21 protein-coding genes, 1 riboswitch and 1 other annotated feature are annotated in these 24,177 nt (G+C 39.3%); of the genes, 4 read left to right on the top strand and 17 right to left on the bottom strand.

The annotated features are described in order from the left end of the window. Window positions 1-4 precede the first annotated feature (4 nt). Window positions 5-613: a succinate dehydrogenase cytochrome b558 subunit gene (locus tag ACO1DI_RS08280; protein WP_013059400.1), complete on the bottom strand. Its 609-nt coding sequence runs from the start codon at window positions 611-613 to the stop codon at window positions 5-7. A 489-nt stretch (window positions 614-1,102) separates the two neighbouring features. Here ACO1DI_RS08280 and ACO1DI_RS08285 point away from each other — a divergent pair, with 489 nt between their 5' ends. Further along, entirely contained in the window at window positions 1,103-1,630 is a 528-nt protein-coding gene (locus ACO1DI_RS08285; RefSeq protein ID WP_014458077.1) for a YslB family protein, read from the top strand. 51 nt (window positions 1,631-1,681) lie between these two features. On the opposite strand, the gene ACO1DI_RS08290 is transcribed toward ACO1DI_RS08285, so the two are convergent. The 8 genes from ACO1DI_RS08290 to ACO1DI_RS08325 form a co-directional block, all read right to left on the bottom strand. Then, window positions 1,682-2,914, bottom strand: coding sequence for an aspartate kinase (locus tag ACO1DI_RS08290; protein WP_182420481.1), 1,233 nt, complete (start codon window positions 2,912-2,914; stop codon window positions 1,682-1,684). Window positions 2,915-3,055: 141 nt separating this feature from the next. Then, a riboswitch (Lysine riboswitch) is annotated at window positions 3,056-3,233 on the bottom strand. A gap of 65 nt (window positions 3,234-3,298) precedes the next feature. Continuing rightward, window positions 3,299-5,065: an excinuclease ABC subunit UvrC gene (gene uvrC / locus ACO1DI_RS08295; RefSeq protein WP_374733690.1), complete on the bottom strand. Its 1,767-nt coding sequence runs from the start codon at window positions 5,063-5,065 to the stop codon at window positions 3,299-3,301. A 224-nt stretch (window positions 5,066-5,289) separates the two neighbouring features. Continuing rightward, window positions 5,290-5,604, bottom strand: a complete 315-nt coding sequence (gene trxA / locus ACO1DI_RS08300) for a thioredoxin (protein WP_013059404.1) — start codon at window positions 5,602-5,604, stop codon at window positions 5,290-5,292. Window positions 5,605-5,920: 316 nt separating this feature from the next. Then, window positions 5,921-6,901, bottom strand: coding sequence for an electron transfer flavoprotein subunit alpha/FixB family protein (locus ACO1DI_RS08305; protein ID WP_014458074.1), 981 nt, complete (start codon window positions 6,899-6,901; stop codon window positions 5,921-5,923). A 33-nt stretch (window positions 6,902-6,934) separates the two neighbouring features. Then, window positions 6,935-7,708: an electron transfer flavoprotein subunit beta/FixA family protein gene (locus ACO1DI_RS08310; RefSeq protein ID WP_014458073.1), complete on the bottom strand. Its 774-nt coding sequence runs from the start codon at window positions 7,706-7,708 to the stop codon at window positions 6,935-6,937. A gap of 18 nt (window positions 7,709-7,726) precedes the next feature. Then, window positions 7,727-8,500, bottom strand: a complete 774-nt coding sequence (locus ACO1DI_RS08315; protein ID WP_014458072.1) for an enoyl-CoA hydratase — start codon at window positions 8,498-8,500, stop codon at window positions 7,727-7,729. Window positions 8,501-8,579: 79 nt separating this feature from the next. Further along, complete coding sequence (locus tag ACO1DI_RS08320) at window positions 8,580-9,164, bottom strand: TetR/AcrR family transcriptional regulator (protein ID WP_013059408.1); 585 nt, start codon at window positions 9,162-9,164, stop codon at window positions 8,580-8,582. A gap of 112 nt (window positions 9,165-9,276) precedes the next feature. Then, window positions 9,277-10,968 carry an AMP-binding protein gene (locus ACO1DI_RS08325; protein ID WP_014458071.1) on the bottom strand — a complete coding sequence of 564 codons (1,692 nt, stop codon included), beginning with the start codon at window positions 10,966-10,968 and terminating at the stop codon, window positions 9,277-9,279. A 218-nt stretch (window positions 10,969-11,186) separates the two neighbouring features. Here ACO1DI_RS08325 and ACO1DI_RS08330 point away from each other — a divergent pair, with 218 nt between their 5' ends. Then, window positions 11,187-12,293 carry a 5-methyltetrahydropteroyltriglutamate--homocysteine S-methyltransferase gene (locus tag ACO1DI_RS08330; protein WP_014458070.1) on the top strand — a complete coding sequence of 369 codons (1,107 nt, stop codon included), beginning with the start codon at window positions 11,187-11,189 and terminating at the stop codon, window positions 12,291-12,293. A gap of 151 nt (window positions 12,294-12,444) precedes the next feature. Here ACO1DI_RS08330 and ACO1DI_RS08335 read toward each other — a convergent pair whose 3' ends face one another. The 5 genes from ACO1DI_RS08335 to zapA form a co-directional block, all read right to left on the bottom strand. Then, complete coding sequence (locus tag ACO1DI_RS08335; protein WP_013059411.1) at window positions 12,445-12,852, bottom strand: DUF350 domain-containing protein; 408 nt, start codon at window positions 12,850-12,852, stop codon at window positions 12,445-12,447. A gap of 181 nt (window positions 12,853-13,033) precedes the next feature. Next, window positions 13,034-15,397, bottom strand: a complete 2,364-nt coding sequence (locus tag ACO1DI_RS08340; protein WP_042991860.1) for an endonuclease MutS2 — start codon at window positions 15,395-15,397, stop codon at window positions 13,034-13,036. Between the two features lie 19 nt (window positions 15,398-15,416). Next, complete coding sequence (polX, locus tag ACO1DI_RS08345; RefSeq protein ID WP_115654975.1) at window positions 15,417-17,129, bottom strand: DNA polymerase/3'-5' exonuclease PolX; 1,713 nt, start codon at window positions 17,127-17,129, stop codon at window positions 15,417-15,419. A 198-nt stretch (window positions 17,130-17,327) separates the two neighbouring features. Next, a complete protein-coding gene (locus ACO1DI_RS08350; RefSeq protein ID WP_013059414.1) occupies window positions 17,328-17,873 on the bottom strand; it encodes a CvpA family protein in 546 nt (181 codons plus the stop codon). 8 nt (window positions 17,874-17,881) lie between these two features. Beyond that, window positions 17,882-18,142 (bottom strand): cell division protein ZapA, encoded by a 261-nt coding sequence (gene zapA, locus ACO1DI_RS08355; protein WP_013059415.1) that lies wholly within the window; start codon window positions 18,140-18,142, stop codon window positions 17,882-17,884. Between the two features lie 143 nt (window positions 18,143-18,285). On the opposite strand from zapA, the gene rnhC reads away from it, so the two are divergent. After that, window positions 18,286-19,200, top strand: coding sequence for a ribonuclease HIII (rnhC, locus tag ACO1DI_RS08360; RefSeq protein WP_014458066.1), 915 nt, complete (start codon window positions 18,286-18,288; stop codon window positions 19,198-19,200). A 33-nt stretch (window positions 19,201-19,233) separates the two neighbouring features. Here rnhC and pheT read toward each other — a convergent pair whose 3' ends face one another. From pheT to ACO1DI_RS08375, 3 genes are all read right to left on the bottom strand, one after another. Beyond that, the gene (pheT, locus tag ACO1DI_RS08365; protein ID WP_208732853.1) at window positions 19,234-21,648 is read right to left on the bottom strand and encodes a phenylalanine--tRNA ligase subunit beta; all 2,415 of its coding nucleotides are present in this window, start codon (window positions 21,646-21,648) and stop codon (window positions 19,234-19,236) included. A 13-nt stretch (window positions 21,649-21,661) separates the two neighbouring features. After that, window positions 21,662-22,696 carry a phenylalanine--tRNA ligase subunit alpha gene (gene pheS, locus ACO1DI_RS08370; RefSeq protein ID WP_014458064.1) on the bottom strand — a complete coding sequence of 345 codons (1,035 nt, stop codon included), beginning with the start codon at window positions 22,694-22,696 and terminating at the stop codon, window positions 21,662-21,664. 54 nt (window positions 22,697-22,750) lie between these two features. Further along, window positions 22,751-22,986 (bottom strand) — a binding site (T-box leader). Between the two features lie 48 nt (window positions 22,987-23,034). Beyond that, window positions 23,035-23,799 carry a TrmH family RNA methyltransferase gene (locus ACO1DI_RS08375; protein WP_014458063.1) on the bottom strand — a complete coding sequence of 255 codons (765 nt, stop codon included), beginning with the start codon at window positions 23,797-23,799 and terminating at the stop codon, window positions 23,035-23,037. A 140-nt stretch (window positions 23,800-23,939) separates the two neighbouring features. Here ACO1DI_RS08375 and sspI point away from each other — a divergent pair, with 140 nt between their 5' ends. Next, window positions 23,940-24,146, top strand: a complete 207-nt coding sequence (gene sspI / locus ACO1DI_RS08380) for a small acid-soluble spore protein SspI (RefSeq protein ID WP_013059420.1) — start codon at window positions 23,940-23,942, stop codon at window positions 24,144-24,146. Window positions 24,147-24,177 lie beyond the last annotated feature (31 nt).

Here is a 24,177-nt window from a genome sequence, read left to right on the forward strand (position 1 = left end):
AATTTTATGCAAATGCGAATAATGTACGAACACCTACAAATGTAAGTGCTAAGAAGATTGCTAATGTCACATAAGTTGAAATTCTTTGAGAACGTGGTGTTACAGTTAACCCCCAGCTAACTCCAAATGACCATAGACCGTTTGCAAAGTGGAAGATCGTAGATACAACACCAACTATGTAGAATGCAAGCATTGCCGGGTTGCTTAAAATTCGTTCCATCATTTGAAAATCTACTTCTTTTCCAAGCGCAGCTTGTATTCTGGTTTCCCATACGTGCCATGTGATGAAGATAAGTGTGATTACACCTGAAACACGCTGAAGGATAAACATCCAGTTACGGAAAAATCCATAGTTGTTAACGTTTGTTTTAGCAGTGAATGCGATGTAAAGACCGTATATTGCGTGAAAAACGATTGGTAAGAAAATAATGAAAATTTCTAGAGCATAGCGGAAAGGTAAGCTCTCCATGAAGTGAGCTGCTTGATTAAATGATTCTTCTCCCTTTGTCGCGAAATGATTCACAACTAAATGCTGTGTTAAGAAAATCCCGATTGGTATTACCCCAAGTAGTGAATGGATTCTCCGATATTGAAACTCTCTGTTTGCCGCCATCTGCGTAGACCCCCCTTAGTTAAATGAACATAGTTTGTGAAGAACTTTCTTACTCCCACTAGACAAATAGATTAATCGTGAATACAGGAAATGAAAACCTTTGCATTTCCTAATAAAGTATGTGACAGGTTAATTTTACTCCCATCGATTAAGAGCGTCAAGGCAAGATGTTTAAATCTTCTATAAAATATAAATTTATAAAATTTTATATTTGTTAACGCTTACTGCATTGATGTTAAAGATTTTTTCTTTCTATTATAATATCGCTTGCTACAATTAAGTAAGCGTTTACTTTACACTTTTATTGTAAACAAGTTCACAAAACATTTACACAGGTAAAAGTACCCTTTTAAAAGGTATATTATGGATTTTTCATCTTTACATCTAACTCTTTTTACCATAATAAAGATCCTCTTACATTTTATTTAAAAAATGCGTGAGAGGTTTTTTATATTTGTATATAATAGTAGTAAAGAAAGAGGGGAAAGCATGAGCAATTTACAAACAGAATCACAGCAAGAACTTGAAGAGACGATGGAAACATCAGAACCTAATGTCACAGCTGAAACAGAGAGAGCTCTTGATCACGTTTCATATTTCGGATACAGCCTTTTGCGTGACGTGTTAATTCCAGAGCTTCTTGGAGACGAAACGAATACCATTTCATACTGGGCAGGAAAACACCTTGCACGGAAATACCCATTAAATACAATGGATGAAATCGTTGCTTTTTTTAAAGCAGCTTCCTGGGGAACACTGACGCTTGCAAAAAAAGATAAATATTCACTAGAGCTTGAGTTATCAGGTGATGTGGTCAGCAAAAGATTTCAGCAGGAAACTTGTTCGTTTCATCTTGAGTCAGGATTTGTGGCTGAACAGATTCAGCGTCAAAACAACTGCCTAACAGAAGCCTACTTAACACCTAAAGAAAAGAACGGAAAAGTACTGATTTCCGTGCAGTGGGACCGAAAAGATATCTTACCTACCGAAACACGTGCGGAGCGTTATAAAAAGTAGGAAATACGTATATATAAAAGACGTGGAGATACCACGTCTTTTTTCTCTTCTTTATACTTGCACTGCCTGCTGCTCTTCTAATTCAAATGCTACGTGAAGCGTCTCAACAGCTTTTACCATATCAGCATGCGGTACAACTGTAGATACTTTAATTTCAGACGTGCTGACCATCTTCACTTCAATTTTCTCTCCTGCCAGCACTTCAAACATTTCCGCTGCAACGCCTGGATTAGAGATCATGCCAGAGCCGACAATCGATACTTTAGCCAGACCGCTTTCATGTTCAATACGCGTATACCCCAAAGTAGATTTATACTCTTTTAAGACGGCAAGAGCGGCGTCTACGTCTACAGTTTTAATAGAAAATGAGATAGATAAACGATTATTAGCCGTTACGTTTTGAATAATAATATCCACATTTAACTGTTCTTTTGCTAATGCTGTAAAAATAGTAGAAAGAGTTTGTAACTCGTTGTTTAACCCTTCAATTGTCACCCGTGAAATATTGTCTTCAAACGCAATTCCTCTTACGACTAAGTTTTGTTCCATTGAAACTTCCTCCTCAACAATCGTTCCATTCTCGTTTTCTAAGCTTGAACGCACTTCTAGCGGTACCTGATAATTTTTTGCAAACTCAACAGCGCGCGGATGCAGCACCCCTGCTCCCAAATTAGCTAATTCTAACATTTCGTCATATGAAATAGCGTGAAGCTTACGAGCATCTTCTACATAACGCGGATCTGTCGTAAACACTCCTGTTACGTCTGTATAAATATCACATTTTGCAGCTTTTAGTGCCGCGGCAAGAGCTACTGCTGTCGTGTCAGAGCCGCCTCGACCTAATGTGGTAATGCTTCCATCTTCTGAACAGCCTTGGAATCCAGCTACTACTACGATTCGACCTCTATCTAATTGACTTTGAAGGCGAGTCGTGTCAATGTGCTGGATTCGTGCATTGCTGTGAACTGCTTCTGTCTGGATACCAGCTTGCCAACCTGTTAGCGAAGTTGCTTCATATCCTTTGCATTGAAGAGCCATTGTTAGCAGTGAAATCGTCACTTGTTCTCCAGTTGTAAGAAGCATATCCATTTCGCGTTTGCTTGGACTGTCCGTAATATCACTTGCTAATTTCACCAGCGCATCTGTTGTTTTGCCCATTGCCGATACAACAACAACTACTTGGTTACCGCGCTCTGCTTCTTGAATAACACGATTTGCTACATGTTGAATACGTTCAACAGAACCAACAGATGTTCCACCAAATTTTTGAACGATTAATGCCATAATTTTGTTCATTCCTTTTCAATAAATTTGCATATGCAGGATGATGAGAAGCTAAATTTTTTTACTCAGACAATAAAAAAAGCAATGAGATGAGCTCTCATTGCTTAACGAACGAAAATTATAAAACATAACCGTCCACTGCCGTGAGATAGCTCTCCAAGAATCTACATCTTGACAATCCTACGTTTATTCAACGCAGAACCAGCAATCATTACTATGAGGTAATGTTCACTTCGGCAAATTTCCCTTTCCGCATCATTCATAAGGGCTCATACCCTTCCTGATACGTACTGATTAAATTTGCACCTCTATCTTCACTTCATTTGATGAAGTGTCGTATGAAATTAGTTAATAGCTTATCAAATATTTTCTATTATTTCAAGACTATTTTTGCAATGTTTCATAAATTTTTTCAGCAATGTTTTGAGGAACACCTGAATTTCGAATATCTTCAACCGTTGCTTCTTTCAATTTTTTCACCGAACCAAAATGCTTTAACAAAGCTTTTTTACGCTTTTCTCCCACTCCCGGAATGTCGTCCAGAACTGACTGAAAAGCGGACTTAGAGCGCACTTGACGGTGGAAGGTAATCGCAAAGCGGTGAACTTCATCTTGAATTCGCTGAAGCAAATAAAATTCTTGACTATTGCGTTCAAGCGGTATGATTTGAGGAGGCTCACCAATCATCAGATTCGAAGTTCTGTGCTTATCATCTTTGACAAGACCTGCTGTAGGCACTAAAAGTCCCAATTCATTTTCGAGAACATCCTGTACCGCAGCTAAATGCCCTTTGCCTCCATCTACAACAATTAAATCCGGGAGCGGAAGACCTTCTTTTAACGCTCTGGAATACCGTCTGCGAACGACTTCTCTCATGGAACTGTAATCATCTGGTCCCTTTACGGTCTTAATTTTATATTTGCGATATTCTTTCTTTTCTGGTTTCCCATCAACAAAAACAATCATCGCAGAAACTGGGTCTGTTCCTTGAATATTTGAGTTATCAAATGCTTCAATCCGATAAGGAGCGGCAATTCCAAGCTCTTCTCCTAACCGTTCAACTGCGCCAACCGTGCGCTCTTCATCTCGTTCAATTAAATAGAATTTTTCACAGAGCGCAATTTTTGCATTTTTACACGCAAGTTCTACTAATTCTTTCTTTTTGCCTCGTTTTGGATGCTGAACCTCTACTTCTACTAATTTCTCAGCTAACTCTGCATCAATCGTTGCTGGAACCATCACTTCTTTTGGCTTAATATTTTTGGCATAAAACTGACCGATAAAAGTTAAGAAATCTTCTTCTGGCTCTTTATAAAAAGGAAACATAGAAACTTCTCGCTCAATTAATTTCCCTTGGCGAATAAAGAAAACTTGAACACACATCCAGCCTTTATCATAAGAATAGCCAAACACATCTCGATTAACAAAATCATTAAACGTTACTTTTTGCTTTTCCATTGTCGCTTCGATATGAGCAATTTGATCTCGATATTCTTTAGCCCGTTCAAAGTCAAGTTCTTCTGAAGCTTTTAACATTTTTTCAGTTAACTCTGTTTTGACATGCTCATATCCACCATTTAAAAACCGCGTGATATTTTCAATAATTTGTTTGTTTTGCTCTTCTTTTACTTCTTTTACGCAAGGAGCTAGACATTGCCCGATATGGTAATACAAGCAAGGTCTGTCTGGCATGGTAGAGCACTTTCTTAATGGATAAATGCGATCAAGAAGCCGCTTTGTTTCATTTGCAGCTTGAACGTTAGGATAAGGACCGAAGTATTTTCCTTTATCTTTTTTTATTTTTCTTGTAATAACAAGCCGGGGCTGTTTTTCAGCTGTAATCTTAATAAAGGGATAGCCCTTATCATCTTTAAGCATGATGTTATATTTTGGATCATGCTTTTTAATTAAATTCATTTCTAAAATAAGCGCTTCTAAATTAGAAGATGTGACGATATATTCAAAATCGACAATGTCGTTTACAAGTCGAAGGGTCTTTCCATCATGAGATCCGGTAAAGTAGGAGCGTACTCGATTTTTTAATACTTTTGCTTTTCCTACGTAAATGACCGTTCCATATTTATCTTTCATCAAGTAACAGCCGGGCTGATCAGGTAAAATAGCCAGCTTTTCTTTTAAATAATCATTCATACTTTTCTCCTTCCTCTTCTCTTACTCTGTCCATCTATACATTCGCTTATGAAGCGTAACCTACATTCTTTCCTGCTTTACAATAAATGCACATAAGCCGGATTTATGACGGTGTTCCTTACATCTAGTATAAAACAAACGAACGCATATTCGCTAAATAAAAGTATTCCCAAAAGAGAAAAAGTGGAGAAAAAGAAAAAACCTAGCCTGAGCTAGGTTTTGACTTACGCGTGTTTATTAATTAATTCTGTTAATGCTTCTTTTGGTTGGAAACCAACTACTTGGTCAACTTTCTCTCCATCTTTAAATAATACTAAAGTTGGGATACTCATAACACCAAATTTTCCAGCTGTTTCTTGGTTTTCATCAACGTCTACTTTCACGATTTTAACTTTATCGTTAAGTTCGCCATCAATTTCCTCAAGAACTGGAGCAATCATTTTACAAGGTCCGCACCATGGTGCCCAAAAGTCAACAAGCACTAGGCCTGATTTAATTTCATCTGTAAAGTTTTTATCTGTAGCATGTGCAATAGCCATTTTAATTCCTCCTAAATATATGCAATATCCAAATTCTACTCACAGTATATCACCTTCAAATAAGGTTTGCTAACTTTTTGCTTACATTTATACTGTTTATTCTCCGCTCTAGTTTGTACAATTTGCCTAAAAATATGTGTAGAAAATTGCGTTTTCCATGAGGTTGAGGCATAACGAAATGAATGCAATCAACTGCTAGAAAGACCTACACACATGAAACCTACATTTACCCTAACAAAAAAAACGAACCACTAATCAAACATCTTGATCAATGGTTCGTTCTTCATTTCGTCTAAAATACGTTTGTCCCAGCCTCTTACGCAGACTGTACCTTCAGCTTTTTAAATTCTTCTGTTAGAAGGGGAACTACTTCAAATAAATCACCAACGATTCCGTAATCGGCGACTTTAAAAATGTTCGCTTCAGGATCTTTATTAATGGCAACAATAATTTTTGAATTTGACATGCCGGCCAAATGCTGAATAGCACCTGAAATTCCGCAGGCAATGTATAAATCTGGTGTGACTACTTTGCCCGTCTGACCGATTTGAAGAGAATAGTCGCAGTAATCTGCATCGCACGCTCCGCGAGACGCTCCAACAGCTCCATTTAACACGTCCGCTAGTTCTTGGAGAGGTCCAAAACCTTCCGTGCTTTTTACACCTCGACCACCTGCAATCACAACTTTTGCTTCGGATAAATCAACCCCTTGTGTTGCTTTACGTACAACTTCTTTTACAACGGTACGCAAGTTTTTGATTTCAACATTTAAATCCTCTACATCGCCTGTACGTCCCTCATCTTTTGCGAGCGGTGAAATGTTATTTGGACGAATCGTGACAAACGTAAAAGCATCGGTCATAATTTTCTTTTCAAATGCTTTACCAGAATAAATTGGGCGAGTGAAGACTACTTGATCCCCTCCAACTTCTACATCCGTCACATCGGAGATAAGTCCTTTGTCTAATCGAGCTGCCAGCTTTGGCGCTAAGTCTTTGCCAAGAGCCGTATGTCCAAATACGATAGCTTCAGGCTGTTCACTTTCAATGATGGCTAATAACGCCTGAGCGTAACCATCTGATGTGTAAGCAGCTAAATCTTCATGCTCCGTCACAACAACTTTATTCGCTCCGTACGCAATAAGTTCTTCACTTAAAACTTTTACGTCCTTTCCTACTAACGCTGCAACAATTTCTCCCCCGTCAGCTACAGTAGACGCTGCGGAAATCGCCTCAAACGATACGTTTCGTAATCCCCCATCACGTGCTTCTCCAAGAACTAACACTTTGCGTCCCATTACAATACCCCCATTGTTTTGACTTTTGACTTATTAAATGACTTTTGCTTCCTTATGCAGTAAATTGACCAGTTCTGTTACTTGATCTTTTATATCTCCTTGTAATACGCGCCCTGCATCTTTTTTCGGTGGTAAATAAATTTCAATTGTCTTTGTTTTTGCTTCTACATCATCTTCATCTAAATCTAAATCGTCTAATTCCACTTCAACCAACGGTTTCTTCTTCGCTTTCATAATCCCTGGAAGAGATGGATAGCGAGGTTCGTTAAGTCCCTGCTGAGCTGTTACTAAAATAGGAAGCGACGTTTCAATAACCTCGGAATCACCTTCCACATCTCGTACAACAGTCACTTTTTCGCCTTCGATATCCAATTTTGTAATGGTCGTAATATAAGGGATTTCTAACTGTTCTGCTACGCGCGGTCCCACCTGGCCCGAACCTCCGTCAATCGCTACGTTTCCTGCCAAGATTAGATCAGGAGATTGTTCTTTTAAGTACTGTGCCAGCAGCCTAGAAGTCGTGTACTGATCGCCATTTTCTATGTCATCTTCCGTATTGATTAAAACCGCTTTATCTGCTCCCATAGCCAAAGCTGTTCGGAGTTCTTTTTCTGATTCTTCCCCTCCTACACTCACGACCGTAATCTCCCCGCCATGCTTTTCCTTTAGCTGAATAGCTTCTTCAACTGCATACTCATCGTAAGGATTAATAATAAATTCAGCTCCATCTTCAACAATTTGACCATTTTTTAATGAAAGTTTCTCCTCTGTATCGAATGTTCTTTTTACTAACACATAAATATTCATTCAATTCCCCTCCTAAGCTTATTTTCCTAAAAATTTAGGCTGGCGCTTTTCAATAAAAGCGGCTACGCCTTCTTGAGCATCTCGGCTTTTGAATACGCTTCCAAAAAGATGCGCTTCTTTTTTAATGCCGCTGTAATAAGCATCTGTTTTTACATGCTGAAGCAGCTGCAAGGTAGCTTTAACAGAGATTGGACTTTTTTTGGCAATTTTTCTAGCAAGTAAAAATGTTTCATTGATAAGCTGACTTTCTTCAAAAGCTGCATTTGCCAATCCTAATTCCACTGCCTCGCTTCCGGAGATTGGATCACTTGTCAGCATCATCTCACAAGCCTTATGAACTCCTACATAACGAGGCAATCGCTGAGTTCCTCCAAACCCTGGTATAATTCCTAACTGAAGCTCTGGCAAGCCCAGCTTAGCATTCTCCGTTACCAAACGGATATGACAGCTCATAGCAAGCTCCAATCCTCCGCCTAAAGCAGCTCCATGAATAGCTGCAATCACTGGTTTTGGGTAATTTTCAATATACTCAAAGAGCTCTTGACCCTTAACAGCAAGCTTCTCATATTCTTTTTCCTGCTGAAGTGATGTGAATTCTTTTATATCAGCTCCGGCACAAAAGAATTTCCCTTCACCTTTAATAACGATAACCCTTGTCTCTTTACTATCTTCTAAATGTTTTAAAACACTTGAAAGATCTTTTAATAAATCTTGAGACAAAGCGTTAGCAGGTTGTCTATTCAACGTAATGAAGCTTATTGCATCAACAGTTTCAACCTGGATAATCTCCATTTGTTTACGCCACCCTTTCTTTCTATTTTCATTACCTTATTCTTTTCCCCTTGTAAGGGAGCAGCAGGCTCACTTACGATTATGAGCCGCTGCAGCCGTTTAACAGCAGGGAATGGACTTTATCTACCGATTCTATTAGACCGTATCGATGATCGTTCATTACCCATGTTGTGACAGTTTCATCAATCGTTCCAAAAATCATCTGTCGCGCAAGACGAATATCTATATTTTCAGAAAACTCACCCGTTTCGATTCCTGTCTGCAAAATAGAATCAATGAGAGTCAGATAATCTTTTAATACATCGTTAATTTTCAATCTTAAATCTTTGTTCGACTGACGCAGTTCGAGCTGTGTCACTGTAGCTAAATGATGATCCTCCGCTAGAAACGAAAAATGTTTGTCAATTAACACATGAAGTTTTTCTGCCGCGGTTTCAATTCCCGCCAGCTCTTCATAAATTTTTTCTACAAATTGTCCCATCTTCTCTTGAAACAAGGAAATCAAGACATCTTCTTTGTTTTTAAAATATAAATATATCGTACCGTCTGCAACTCCAGCTTGCTTAGCAATTTTAGAAACCTGAGCATTGTGGTATCCGTTTTCTGCTATTACTACTACAGCTGCATCGATAATCTGCTTATACTTTGGCTTATTTCTTCTCAATCTTATACGCTCCTTTAAAATATGAATGATTATTCATTCATATCTTTATAATAAAGAAACCGCAAGTATCTGTCAATTATGTTTCAGCAAAAAAATCAAAGGCGACGATCGACTACGTCGCCTTTTTATGCTTTTCATTTTCTTCTTCAATCAGCGCTCGTCGCAGAATCTTACCGACCGCTGTTTTTGGAAGCTCATTTCGAAATTCATAAAGGCGCGGAACTTTATAAGCAGCTAAATACTTTCTAGAAAACTCATTTAACTCTTCTTCAGTACATCTTACACCATTTTTTAATACAATGTAAGCCTTCACCGTTTCTCCTCTATACGGGTCAGGAACACCTACCACTACAGCTTCTTGAATTTTTTCATGCTCATATAATACTTCTTCAACTTCTCGAGGATAGATATTATACCCCCCGGCAATAATAATATCTTTCTTTCGATCTACTACATAAAAATAACCTTTATCATCCATATAGCCAACATCGCCTGTTAACAACCATCCGTCTCGCATAACAGCCTCCGTTTCTTCAGGCTGCTTCCAATATCCTTTCATGACCTGAGGACCTTTAACCGCAATTTCTCCTACTTCGCTTACAGCAGCCTCTTTACCTGTTTCAAACGAAAGAATTTTGGCATCTGTGTCTGGCCAAGGTACTCCAATGCTTCCTGGTATTCTCTCTTCCCAAAGAAAATTAGCATGAGTAACAGGAGAGGTTTCCGTTAAACCGTATCCTTCCACTAGTTTACCTCCAGTGAGCTTTTCAAACTGCTCCTGCACTTCCACAGGAAGTGGAGCCGAACCGCTCATACATGAATCAATGGAAGATAGGTTGTATTTTGCTAAATCAGGATGGTTTAATAATGCGATGTAAATTGTTGGAGCACCTGGAAATAAAGTAGGCTGCTGCTTATGAATGGTTTTGAGCGTCGTTTTTGCATCAAATTTAGGCAGAAGCACCATCTCGTAGTTTTGCAAAACAGATAGAACGAGAACTGTTGTTAAACCATACACGTGAAAAAACGGGATAATTCCAAGCACTTTTTCTTCTCCATGCCTGCAGCGGTACAACCAATGTGAACACATCGTTGCATTGGCTACCAAGTTTTTATGAGTAAGCATGACTCCTTTTGGAAAACCTGTTGTTCCCCCGGTGTATTGTAAAATCGCGATATCTTCGTCTGAAATTCCCTCAGCGTTACATACTGCTGGAGAGGATTCATTTATAATACGTTTAAATAAATGAGTAGTCTCCGTATGACTCACATTCACGCTTATCTTCTGCTGCTTGCGCTGAATAAATGGATACATTATGTTTTTGGGAAATGGGAGATAATCTTGAATAGAGGTGATGACTACGTGCTTTATCTTTGTTAACGCTTTCATTTTTACTACACGCGGATATAGCAAATCGAGTGCAATAATCATGGTTGCTTCTGAATCATTAAGCTGATACTCTAACTCTCTTTCCGTATACAAAGGGTTTGTTTGAACGACCACTCCTCCGGCAAGAAGAACAGCATAAAAGGAAATGACTGCTTGAGGACAATTTGGAAGCATAATGGCTACTCTATCCCCTCTTTTTAATCCCAGTTCAATAAGGTAAGATGAAAGTTTCAAAGAATCTTGATGCAGCTGGGAAAACGTCATTTTTTTCCCTAGAAAATAGATTGCGCTTTTTTTAGGATCCTTTTGAACTGCTTCTTCAAAAAGCTGTGCTAAATTTTTTTGTTCATAATGAAGCGTAGCAGGTATTTCATCCGGATATTGAGAAAGCCATATCTTTTCGGTGGATTCCACACGTATCCTCTCCCTCAAAAAAATAAAAAATTAGAATTTTCTAATTAAAATTATAGTTCATTCTTTTTTTAGATGCAATCGTTATTGAATGTTCTCTTTCCTGCCTAATCACTCTTTCATCCTGCAGCGTAATAAATAAAAATTGGATTTACCCCTGTACATTATCCGAATTTTTTGTATATAATAAAAATTAGATTTTTTTTAAGGAGCTGTATGAATTGATAACAACATTGACTAAAGGACCGTTCAAAGCAGATCACGTTGGAAGCTTTTTGCGTCCCGAGCGTATCAAGCAAGCACGATTACAAGTGGAAAACGGGGAAATGACAAAGAAACAGCTTCGAGCAATTGAAGATGAAGAAATTCGTAATCTCGTAGAAAAGCAAAAACAAATTGGATTAAAAGCAGTCACAGACGGTGAGTTTCGCCGTGCGTGGTGGCACTTTGATTTTCTGTCAGAACTTGTTGGCGTAGAACTTTACGAAGCAGAGTCGGGCATTCAGTTTCACGGGGTCCAAACAAAAGCTCACGGTATAAAAGTGACTGGAAAACTAGATTTTAATCACCACCCTATGATTGAAGATTATAAATTTCTTCATCAAGCTGCTGGAAAAGAACACGTAGCTAAGTTCACCATTCCAAGTCCTAATATGCTGTTTTTCAGAGGTCATATTGAAGAGTCTGCTTACTCGGATACGGATGTATTTTTTGCTGATTTAGTTAAAACATATCAAAAAGCCATTCAAGCATTTTATGATGCTGGATGCCGCTATTTACAGTTAGATGATACTGCGTGGGCAGTCTTTTTCTCAGAAAAAGGACAAGAACAAATCGCTTCAAAAGGTTTTACGCCCCAAGAATTACTGAAACGTTTTACGGATGCGATCAATGAATCCATTGCGCATAAGCCAGATGATATGGTCATTACAATGCATATTTGCAGAGGGAATTTCCAGTCTACTTATACAGCAAGCGGCGGATATGAAAATGCGTCAAAAGCTATTTTCAGTCAGTTAAACGTAGATGGACTATTTTTAGAATTTGATGATGAACGCTCAGGAGGATTCGAACCTCTTCGACATGTAAAGCGAGATGATCTTCAGATTGTCCTCGGCCTTATCACATCAAAATTTGGAGATTTAGAAGATCCTGAAGCAGTAAAAAAACGAATTGCTGAAGCGGCAGAATTTGTTTCTCTTGATCAAATTTGTTTGAGTCCCCAGTGCGGATTTGCTTCTACAGAAGAAGGGAATTTACTTACTGAAGAGCAGCAGTGGGATAAAGTAAAGCACGTGATTTCAATTGCTGAAGACGTATGGAAGTAATCATTAAAAAAGCTGACCTGCTTTAAGGTCAGCTTTTTTGCTGTCATCACAATGTTAGGAAAAGCTATATAGATAAATAGATAAGACCAATAAGCATAAACACTCCGCACAAAACGAGTAGAATTTTCGCTAACTTCTCCATCACTCTCTCCTATCCTATCCCTGCTCCTATTACATAGGACATACCGATTGAAATAACAAGTGAAATAAACCCAACGGCTCTGTTATCTTGTTCAATTTCATCATCGATTCGAAATTTCGGCGTCAAGAATTCGAAAATAAAATAGCTGACTAGTAAAAGAACGAACCCATATATTCCCCATCCAAGCATTCTTAACAAATTGTCGTTATGCTCAATCGAATAGCGAAAAATATTAGCTAATCCAAATATTTTCCCACCTGTTGCCATCGCAACAGCCATATTTCCTTTTTGAATCTCTTCCCAATTCTTATACTTAGTAACGAGCTCAAACACAACAAGAAAGACGACAATGCTCAAAACAACCACGCTGTAATAAGCGGCGGATTCAATATATGGGTCTTTCCAAAAATCCCTCATTTTTGCATCACTCCTAATTTATATTACACTTCACGTAATGAACTGACAGGTCTCTTTCCTTTACTTGTATCGTTCTTAAAAGAGATAGAAAACCCAGCATAGTCCATGAGCCATGTCGGATTTTCTATCTTCATATATGCTTGTTCAGCGCATCAACTGACACCTTTATGTCAGTATTCTTTTATTTAAATTCCACAACCGTAACGCCAGAACCTCCTTCAGAAGCTTCTCCGAAACGAATATTTTTAACAGAACGATGATTTTTCAAATATTCCTGGACACCTTTACGAAGAGCTCCAGTTCCTTTACCGTGGATAATCGAAACGCGTGGATAGTTGGCTAACAAAGCATCATCAATATATTTTTCAACTCGAATCAGCGCATTTTCATAGCGCTCTCCTCTTAAATCCAGTTCTAGATTTACATGATAATCTTTTCCTTTTACCGTAGCAAGCGGCTTCGTTTCTACAGGTTTTGGGGAACTGATATATTCGAGATCTTTTTCTTTCACCTTCATTTTCATGATTCCCATTTGTACTTGCCATTCATTATTGCTTACTCGTTCCACAAGCGTTCCTTTTTGTCCCCAGCTTAAGACTTTCACTTCATCTCCAGCTTGAAGAGTGCGCTCTTGTTTTTTCGGCACAGCCGGTTTCTTTTTACTTTTTTCAAGAGTTGGAACTGCATCTTCTAGACGCTTACGCGCTTCAATCAATTCATGCTCTTTCACAAGCGCATGATTTTTTTGACTCATTTTACGCAAATCGCTAATGATTTTTTCTGCTTCTTCAGATGCTGCTTTAACTGTGGCTTGAGCTTTTTCTTCGGCTTTTTCGTACAGCTTATCTCGTTTTTCATTAAACTCAATAATCTGACTCTGTAATTCTTTATGAAGCTTCTGAGCCTCTTTTCTTAGCTCTTCAGCTTCTTCTAGCTCGTGTTCAGATTGACGGCGGCTATCTTCAAGAGAGGCAATCATATTTTCTACTTTATTTGTTTCTGAGCCAATATAGCCTTTGGCACGTTCAATTACTTCAGCACTTAAACCTAAACGTTTTGAAATCTCAAAAGCATTGCTTCGGCCCGGTACACCAATCAGCAGCTTGTAAGTAGGGCTCAATGTTTCAATATCGAACTCTACGCTAGCATTGACCACTCCTTCACGGTTATAGCCGTACGCCTTTAATTCAGGATAGTGAGTAGTCGCAACTACGCGAGCTCCTCTTTCATATACTTGATCTAAAATCGAAATCGCAAGCGCTGCACCTTCTTGAGGATCAGTTCCTGCTCCCAATTCATCGAACAAGACCAGACTTTCGTGATCTACTTTTTGTAAAATATCTACAATGTTGACCATATGAGATGAAAAGGTACTCAAACTTTGTTCAATCGACTGCTCATCTCCAATATCAGCAAATACGTGTTTAAACACAGCCATTTCCGATCCATCCAGCGCAGGAATCTGCAAACCTGCTTGAGCCATTAACGTAAATAATCCAAGTGTTTTTAACGTTACGGTTTTCCCGCCGGTATTTGGTCCTGTAATAACGATAGACGTATATTGATCACCTAGCTCAATATCATTCGCAACGACGTCTTCCTGTGCAATAAGAGGATGTTTTGCCTTCACTAACTTAATATAGCCTCGGTCGTTCATTTTAGGTTTTGAAGCTTTTAGCTCATGGCTATAGCGCCCTTTAGCAAACATGAAGTCCAGCTCACCTAACAGATACACGTTTTGACGGAGTTCATTTGCCACTTCCGCCACCTGAACGGTTAAAGCAATAAGAATACGCTCAATTTCTTGTTTTTCTTTTACTTTTGCTTCTTGAAGCTCATTGTTTAACGTCACAATCGCCTGAGGCTCAATAAATAAAGTTGCTCCGGATGAAGACTGATCGTGCACAATGCCTCCATACGCACTGCGATATTCTTGCTTAACAGGAATAACAAAACGTTCGTTTCGAATGGTAACAATCGCATCTGACAACATTTTTTGAGCAGACGAGGAGCGAATAAGACTTTCTAGCTTTTCGCGAATACGAGACTCAGTTGAGCGAAGTTTTTGACGAATGCCTCTTAGCTGGTCGCTTGCACCGTCTAGCACTGTACCATTCTCATCAATGCTCATTTTAATTGTTTGTTCTACCTCAGGAAGAGGCATTAGTTTTTCGATATGTTCAGTTATAATTGGAAGCTGTAAATCTTCGTCGTCCACTACTTGCTCAATAAATTGCTTGATTTGTCTTGCAGCATAAATCGTGCTTGCTACATCAAGAAGTTCATTAGAGCTTAGCGTTCCCCCAATTTCAGCGCGCTTTACGCTAGGTCGAACGTCAAAAATGCCCCCTAGCGGTACGTTGCCACGCAATCGCAGTACGGTTGTAGCTTCATCTGTTGCTTCCTGCCATTTGACTACTTCTTCATACTGAGTTGAGGGAATCAAATTCGCTACTTTTTCTCGGCCTAAAGAAGAAGCTACTTTTTTCTGAAGCTGTTCCTTAACTTTATTAAACTCTAGTACATGAAAAATACGTGATTGCAAAACTGATTCCTCCTGTTGCTTATTTATGTCGATTTAAAAAGGCGGTTAATTCTTTGAGACTATACGTATTTAATACCGTTTCTGGTTTAAGCCAGCCTTTAATTCCCGTAGATATTCCAATTTCCATATGCTCTAGCATGTCTAAATTGTGAGCATCTGTATTAATAGCAATTTTCACTCCTGCTTCTTGTGCTTTTTTTATATGCTCAGCGGCTAAATCTAAACGGTTTGGATTCGCGTTTAGTTCCAGAGCCGTTTGTGTTTCTTTAGCTAATTCAATTAGCATATCAATATCTACATCATATCCGTTGCGGCGGCCAATCAAACGACCCGTGGGATGAGCGATTAAATCTACATGAACATTATTTAACGCTTGCTTTAAACGATTCATAATTTCTTCGCGGGATTGCGAAAAACTAGAGTGAATGGACGCAATAACAAAATCTAGCTCAGCTAGCATTTCATCATCATAATCAAGTGTTGCATCGGGCAAAATATCCATTTCAATTCCAGCTAGTATTGTAAAATCATCGAACTGTGCGTTTAAACGATTAATTTCTTCACGCTGTTTGCGAATGCGCTCAGGCGTTAGACCGTTCGCTACTTTTAAATACTGAGAATGGTCTGTAATCGCCATGTACTCATAGCCTCGCGCGCGACATGCTTCCGCCATTTCTTCAATCGAATACGCCCCGTCGCTCCACGTGGAGTGCATATGCAAATCACCTTTTACGGCACCGTAAGTCACAAGCGTTTGAGGTTTGATAAATGCATCTACCTCCGTTCCATCTTCACGAAGTTCCGGCGGAATAAAAGACAGCCCAAAATGTTCATAGAATGCTTGTTCAGACTCAAAGGTCATGACTTCGCCTGTCTCCGCATTTTCAACGCCATACTCGCTAATTTTCTCACCGCGTTCTTTTGCTAATTGACGCATGCGCACATTATGATCTTTTGATCCTGTAAAATGATGAAGCGTTGTGGCAAACGCTTTATCTTCTACAAGACGAAAATCCACGGACACATCGTACTCATAGGCTAACGTTACCGAGACTTTTGTATCTCCATTTGCAATGATATCCTTCACTTTTGGCAGCGATACTAGCTGTTCGCGAACAGCATGAGGTTCAGCTGTTGAAATAATAAAATCAAGATCTTTTACTGTTTCCCTCATGCGGCGAATACTCCCTGCTTGAGAAAAACGCTCAATGCTATGCATGTGTTTAAGGGCTTCTAAAATTTCGTCCGCTATTGGAAGCATAAAAGCAAGAGGCAAACGATCAGGACGCTTTCCAAATTCTTCGATAGCAGCGATGATTTTCTCTTCTGTCTTTTTAGCAAAACCGCTTAGTTCCTGCACTCGATTTTCCATACAAGCCTGATGCAGTGATTCCATGTCTTTAATATCTAGCTCTTTATATAATTTAGCTATTTTTTTACCTCCAAGCCCCGGCAGCTTAAGCAGAGGGATAAGCCCTTCAGGAACTTCTCGCTTTAGTTCTTCTAATACGCTCGACTCATTTGTTTCCATATACTCTGTAATGACTGCAGCTGTTCCTTTTCCAATCCCTTGGAGCTTTGTAAAATCCTCAATCTCTGTCAGCGTTCTCTCGTCAGTTTCTAACGCTGCAGCTGCTTTTCGAAAAGCAGAAATTTTAAAAGGGTTATCTCCTTTTAATTCCATATATGTAGCAATTGTTTCTAACAATTTAATAATATCCTTTTTATTCATCTCTTTTCACCAGCCTATTATCATAATAACGAAACTTTTGAAAACATGATAAGTTACATATGTACTCTTTCACATTTCCATCTAGACATACCTTTGTCCTCTTGAAAACCGCAGAACAGACTGCGATAAAAAAAGAGGGTATCTCAAAAGTATTATGACACTTTCGACACACCCTCTCAACAAGCTATTGTAATTTCATTACATTACGCCATACTGGGTCCACAAATCTTGAATGGCAGACGATAAATATGGAGTATTTTGTACGATATTGATTGCAATTGAAGACTGTTGAATTGGCGTTTGAATTTCACTTACAGGAATCACGGCTCCAATGTATAACAAAATAAAAACGATGATATACACTTCAACGAATCCAAGTGCACCTCCGCCCCATTTATTTAACTGGCGCAGAATTGGCAGTTCGGTTAAAGCCGTTAAAACAGAGCCTGCAAGGCGAAGTACAATGTGAGTAGCAAAAAATAAAATCGCAAATGCAATCATTCGATAAAAAGCGTCTTCTATCGTTCCAGAATCAAATACAAACGATGCGACACTTTGCTGCTGAATATTGTCCGGAAACGGAATCAACAAGCGAAGTCGGCTTGCCAAGTCTCCACTAAACATATAAGCGACGATAAACGAAACCGCAAAACTGACAATATGAATGAGCTGCAAAATAAATCCTCTTTTAAGACCTGTCACAAAGCCTAAAAGAAGCAATATAATTAAAATGATATTAAGCATTGACTCAGTCATTCCTCTTTTCCATAAAGTTTTTGTTCAAGTCTCTCATAGTCTTCTTTCAGTTTTATATATTCGTGTACAGCATTCACAGCTGTTAATACTGCTAATTTATTGATATCTAAAGAAGGGTTTTTAGTACTGATTTCACGCATTTTTTCATCCACTATAGAGGCGACAAGTCGAATATGGCTTGTACTTTCGCTACCGACGATGCTGTACTGCTGACCAAAGATGTCAACTGTCGCACGTGTTTTATCTTGTCTTGACACGAGAAAATCCTCCGTTCCACGAAAAATCCTAATCCCTATCATACCACGAAGAAGACTTCAATGGAAACATATCTATATTTAAGCTATCATAAGGGATAGTGCTTATAAAGTAAACTAAAATACCCCGAAAGGAGTGAAGCATTATGTCACATGCTGTTATTAAGGTATCAGCTGATCAAATAGCTAAAATGAAGCTTCATTACACATCCTATCTACAGCCCAAACTTCCACAGGGAAGTATTTTTGCAGCTAAAACCCCCGGCTGTTCTATCACTGCGTACCGCTCTGGAAAAGTACTTTTTCAAGGAAAAGAAGCTGAAACAGAAGCGGCTAAGTGGGGAGGCCCTTTAGATGCTGCGAAAAAGGCTCCTGCCTCACACCTCCCATCAAACTTCAGCTCACTATCGGTCATCGGTTCTGACGAGGTAGGGACGGGAGATTATTTTGGTCCTATGACCGTAGTTGCTGCCTATGTTCAAAAAGAGCAGCTTCCTTTGTTAAAAGAGTTAGGAGTACGAGATTCAAAAGAGTTAACGGATGCTAAAATCATTGAAATTGCCAAGCAGCTTGTTTCGTTTATTCCCTATAGTTTGCTTGTTTTACATAACGAAAAGTATAATGCATTTCAAGAAAAAGGCATGTCGCAAGGTAAAATGAAAGCTCTGCTGCACAATAAAGCTTTATCGAACGTGTTAAAAAAATTGGATCCTGAAAAACCTGATGCCATTTTAATTGACCAGTTTGTCGAAAAGAACACCTATTATAAACACGTAGTAAAGGAAAAAGAGATTATCAAAGAAAATGTCTTTTTCAGCACAAAAGGAGAAAGCGTTCATTTATCTGTAGCTGCTGCTTCCATTATTGCCAGATATGCATTTTTAAAACAAATGGATTTGCTGACGGAAAAGACCGGGATGGTTATTCCTCGCGGAGCTGGAGCACAAGTTGATATCGCCGCTGCTAAAATTATTAAAAAACATGGCGTGAATGCGCTGAACTCCTTAGCTAAAATTCATTTTGCTAATACAGAAAAAGCTTTAAAATTAGCTAAAAAATAAGAGATGTGGGAATCCACATCTCTTTTCTTATTCTTATGAACGAAGCGTTGCACCAAATTCTTTTTCTACAGCCTCTAACACTGCACCATGTGCTTTTGCTACTTCTTCATCAGTTAATGTACGTTCAGGATCTAAGTAACGTAAAGAGAAAGCTACAGATTTCTTGCCTTCTTCCATACGCTCTCCTTCATATAGATCAAATACCGTCACGTCTTTTAAAAGTTCTCCGCCCGCTGCATAGATGACGCGCTGAACTTCTCCTGCAAGAACGTTTTTATCTACAACAAGTGCAATATCACGTGTAATAGATGGGAATCTTGGAATAGCTGAATAACGAACTTCTTCAACATCTGCAGCTAATAGCTCTTGAAGGTGTAATTCAAATACGTATGTTTCACGAAGACCATACTGTTTCTGAGCAACAGGATGAACTTGACCTACGTATCCAATTTCTTTTTCATCTAACCATACAGCCGCTGTACGTCCAGGGTGCATACCGTCTTTTTTAACAGGAGCATATGAGATTCGTTTCTCTAAACCAAGCTGTGCAAATAATCCTTCTAGTACACCTTTAATTACATAGAAATCAACGACTTTCTTTTCACCTTGCCAGCCGTGAGCATGCCATAGACCCGTGATTGCCCCAGCTACGCGCTCCTGCTCATCCGGTAATTCTCCTTCACCTTTAGATAAGAACACTGAGCCTGTTTCGTATAGTGCAATAGAATCCGATTGGCGAGCATTATTATGCTTCACTGCTTCAAGCAAATGAGGCACTAAGCTTTGACGAAGGATACTGCGATCTTCACTCATCGGCATTGCTAAACCAATCGTAGTTGTTGCATTTAGTGCAAACTGAGTAGCTTTTTCAGCGCTCGTTAACGAATAGGTTGTTGTTTGCGCTAGCCCCGCTCCCTCTAAGAAACGGCGAACCTTACGGCGTCCAAGCTGATACTCTGTTAATTTTCCTGGAGTTGCCACTGTTACAGGAAGCGTTGTAGGAAGGTTGTCATAGCCATACATGCGCGCTACTTCCTCGACGATATCTTCTTCAATTGTAATATCGCCTCGACGAGTCGGTACTGTTACAACGATTGTTTCATCTTCGACTTTGCTTTCAAATTGAAGACGGTTCATAATATCTTGTACTTCTTCCATTGATAGTTCTGTACCAAGCACGTTGTTAATACGTCCTAGTGACACAGCTACAACAGCAGGTTCCACAGCTAGTGTATCTACTTCTACAGTACCGCTTACCACTTCACCTGAAGCGTATTCAGCCATTAATTCTGCTGCGCGGTCAGCAGCTACACGCGTACGGTTAGGATCAATTCCTTTTTCAAAACGAGCGCTTGCTTCACTGCGAAGACCGTGGTCTTTTGAAGCTTGGCGAACCGTTAAACCTTTGAAGTAAGCTGATTCAATAAGAACATTTACCGTATCGTCTTTTACTTCAGAGTTTGCTCCGCCCATTACACCTGCAAGAGCTACTGGTTCACTGCCGTTTGTAATAACAAGCTGATTACCTTTTAATACGCGCTCTTGATCATCAAGCGTTACAAACTTCTCGCCTTCTGAGGCGTGACGTACAACAATTTCTTTTGAAGCAAGACGATCATAGTCAAAAGCATGCAGCGGCTGACCGTATTCAAGCAAAATATAGTTAGTGATATCAACTACGTTGTTATGAGGTCGAATACCAGCTGCCATTAAACGCGTTTGCATCCATAGGGGTGACGGAGCAATTTTTACGTTTTTCACAACGCGCGCTACGTAAAGCGGATTGTCTTCTTTTGCCTCTACTTTAACGGAGATATAATCAGACGCTTGCTCATCAGACGTTTGCACGTTCACTGACGGATACTTCACTTCGCGACGTAAAATAGCCGCTACTTCATGCGCTACGCCTAACATACTTAAGCAGTCTGAACGATTTGGTGTTAGCCCTAGTTCTAATACTTCATCGTTTAAGTTTAATGCATCTAGTGCATCCGCTCCTACTTCAGCATCACTTGGGAAGACAAAGATCCCTTCTTGATAATCTTTTGCTACAAGCTTGCTTTCAATGCCAAGCTCTTGAAGAGAACAAATCATACCGTTCGATTCTTCACCGCGAAGCTTAGCGCGCTTAATTTTAAAGTTACCTGGAAGTACAGCTCCCACTTTTGCAACCGCTACTTTTTGGCCTTGTGCCACGTTCGGTGCTCCGCACACGATTTGAACGATTTCTCCTCCGCCAAGATCTACTTGACAGCGGCTTAATTTATCCGCATTTGGATGCTGTTCACGTTCTACAACATGACCAATTACCACTCCGCTGATGCCTTTATTTAAGTTTTCTACACCTTCAACTTCAATTCCACTTTTTGTGATTTTATCAGCTAACTCTTCTGCCGTTACGCCTGATAAGTCAACATACTCTTGTAACCAACGATAAGATACAAACATCGTAGTCCCTCCTTTATACTTGTTTAAATTGATCTAAGAAACGAACGTCATTTGTATAGAAATGACGAATATCATCCACGCCGTGTTTTAACATAGCAATACGCTCTACACCGATTCCAAAAGCAAAACCACGATATTTAGTTGAATCGTATCCAGCCATCTCAAGAACATTTGGATGAACCATGCCAGCTCCTAAAATTTCAATCCAGCCTGTTTGTTTACATACATTACAGCCTTTACCTCCACATTTTGCACACGATACGTCTACTTCTACAGACGGCTCAGTGAATGGGAAGAAACTTGGACGAAGACGAATTTCACGGTCTGCACCGAACATCTTTTTCACAAATACTTCAAGCGTGCCTTTTAAATCGCTCATACGAATGTTTTCGTCTACTACAAGACCTTCAATTTGCATGAATTGATGAGAATGCGTAGCATCATCGTCATCGCGGCGGTACACTTTTCCTGGGCAAATAATTTTAACAGGTCCTTTGCCTTCATTTTTGTTCATAACACGAGCTTGAACAGTTGATGTATGCGTACGAAGAAGCGTTTCTTCCGTAATATAGAACGTATCTTGCATATCACGTGCTGGGTGACCTTTTGGCAAGTTCAGCGCTTCGAAATTATAATAGTCCTGCTCTACTTCCGGTCCTTCTGCTACTTCATAGCCCATTCCTAAGAATAAATCTTCCACTTCTTCAACCACGCTTGTTAGCGGGTGATGCGTACCTGCTTTAACAGGGCGTCCTGGCAGCGTTACGTCGATTGTTTCTGAAGCAAGTTTACGCTCTACCTCGGCTGCTTCTAACGCCGTTTGTTTTTCTTCAATTTTAGATGCAATCGCTTCACGTACTTCATTTGCAAGTGCTCCCATTACAGGACGCTCTTCAGCTGAAAGTTTTCCCATACCGCGAAGTACTTCTGTGATAGGGCCTTTCTTTCCTAAATAAGCTACGCGTACGTCGTTTAATTCTTTTAAAGCACTTGCTGCTTCGACTTTTGCAATTGCTTCTTGTTGAAGTTCTTGTAAACGTTCTTTCATCACTTATTCCTCCTTTTAACGTAAAAAATGACAAATAAAAAAACCTCCTCCCAAAAAAGGGACGAGGATTAGTCGCGTTACCACCCTTGTTAACTATATACACAGACGTATACAGTTCACTTCATTCAAGTTAACGGAATCTCCGGAACACCTTTACATCTATGTAAGATGGTCTAAGTGTCAACTCAAGAGGTGAATTCACTTATTACATTTATAAAAATGCTTTCAGTCACGGCATTTTCTCCCTGCATAAACGGACATAAGCTACTGCTCTCTTTCATCGTTTTTTACATATGTAACTATTGTATTATTATAGTGAAAACACGTTCTCGATGCAACTACATTCCGCGTAAATAATAAAGTAAGATTCCAGAAGCGATGGCAACATTTAGCGACTCGCTCTTTCCATAGATGGGAATGTACAGATTCTGATCCGTTTGTTCCAACACTTTCTCGCTTACGCCGTTTCCTTCATTTCCCACAATCAGCGCAAATTCGTTTGAAGGTTTTACGTGTGTGTAGACTTTTCCATTTTGTAACGACGTGCCGTAAACTGCTATTCCTCTTTCTTTTAACAGTGAAATCATTTCGAGTAAATCGCCTTTTACAATTGGAAGGTGAAAAATAGCTCCTTGCGTTGAACGAACGACTTTTGGGTTGTACACATCCACGCTGCCCTCTCCAACGATAATAGCGTCCACTCCGGCAGCATCAGCTGTTCGAATAATGGTGCCGAGGTTACCTGGATCTTGCACCGCATCTAAAAGCAATACTTTCTGTGCTGTATGAATGATTTCCGCATGCTTTGTTTGAAAACACACGGCAATAATTCCTTGAGGTGTTTCTGTGTCAGATAATAACTTAATAATTGCCTCGTTTACAACCGTTATTTCGATACCGTCTATATCCCACTGTGCCGGCACTTCGATCGATTCGCGAATAATTAATTCCTTTACGCAATCCTTATTTTTGATAGCCTCTTCGACTAAATGAAAGCCTTCTACCATAAAAAGCCCCTGCTTGTCACGGTCTTTTTTATTATGCAGCTTTTTCCACGCTTTTACCTGCGGATTTTTAACTGAATCAATTTGTTTCACAAACATAACTCCTTTATCTATAAAAAAATAAATAGTTCAATTAGGTTTTTCTCAATAATCATTAGATAAGTTTCACTTTATTGTACATAGAAATCGCAAAGAAAACAAAAACTATTGGTAACTTTACGATAGCTGAGGTGAAAATGATGGATCTTAATTTACGAAATGCTGTTATTGCAAACGTTTCAGGAAACTCAAAAGAAGAGCTTGAGGCTACAATTTCTGACGCCATTCAAAGCGGTGAAGAAAAAATGCTCCCTGGACTTGGTGTTTTATTTGAGGTGCTTTGGGAAAAGTCTCCAGAATCAGAAAAAGAAGAAATTCTGACAACGCTTGAAAACGGTTTAAAATAAATAACTTTTTCCTATGTACAACAAAAAGCTC

The sequence above is a fragment of the Priestia sp. 40 genome (assembly GCF_049368575.1).
In the GTDB taxonomy this organism is placed as follows: Bacteria; Bacillota; Bacilli; order Bacillales; family Bacillaceae_H; genus Priestia; species Priestia zanthoxyli.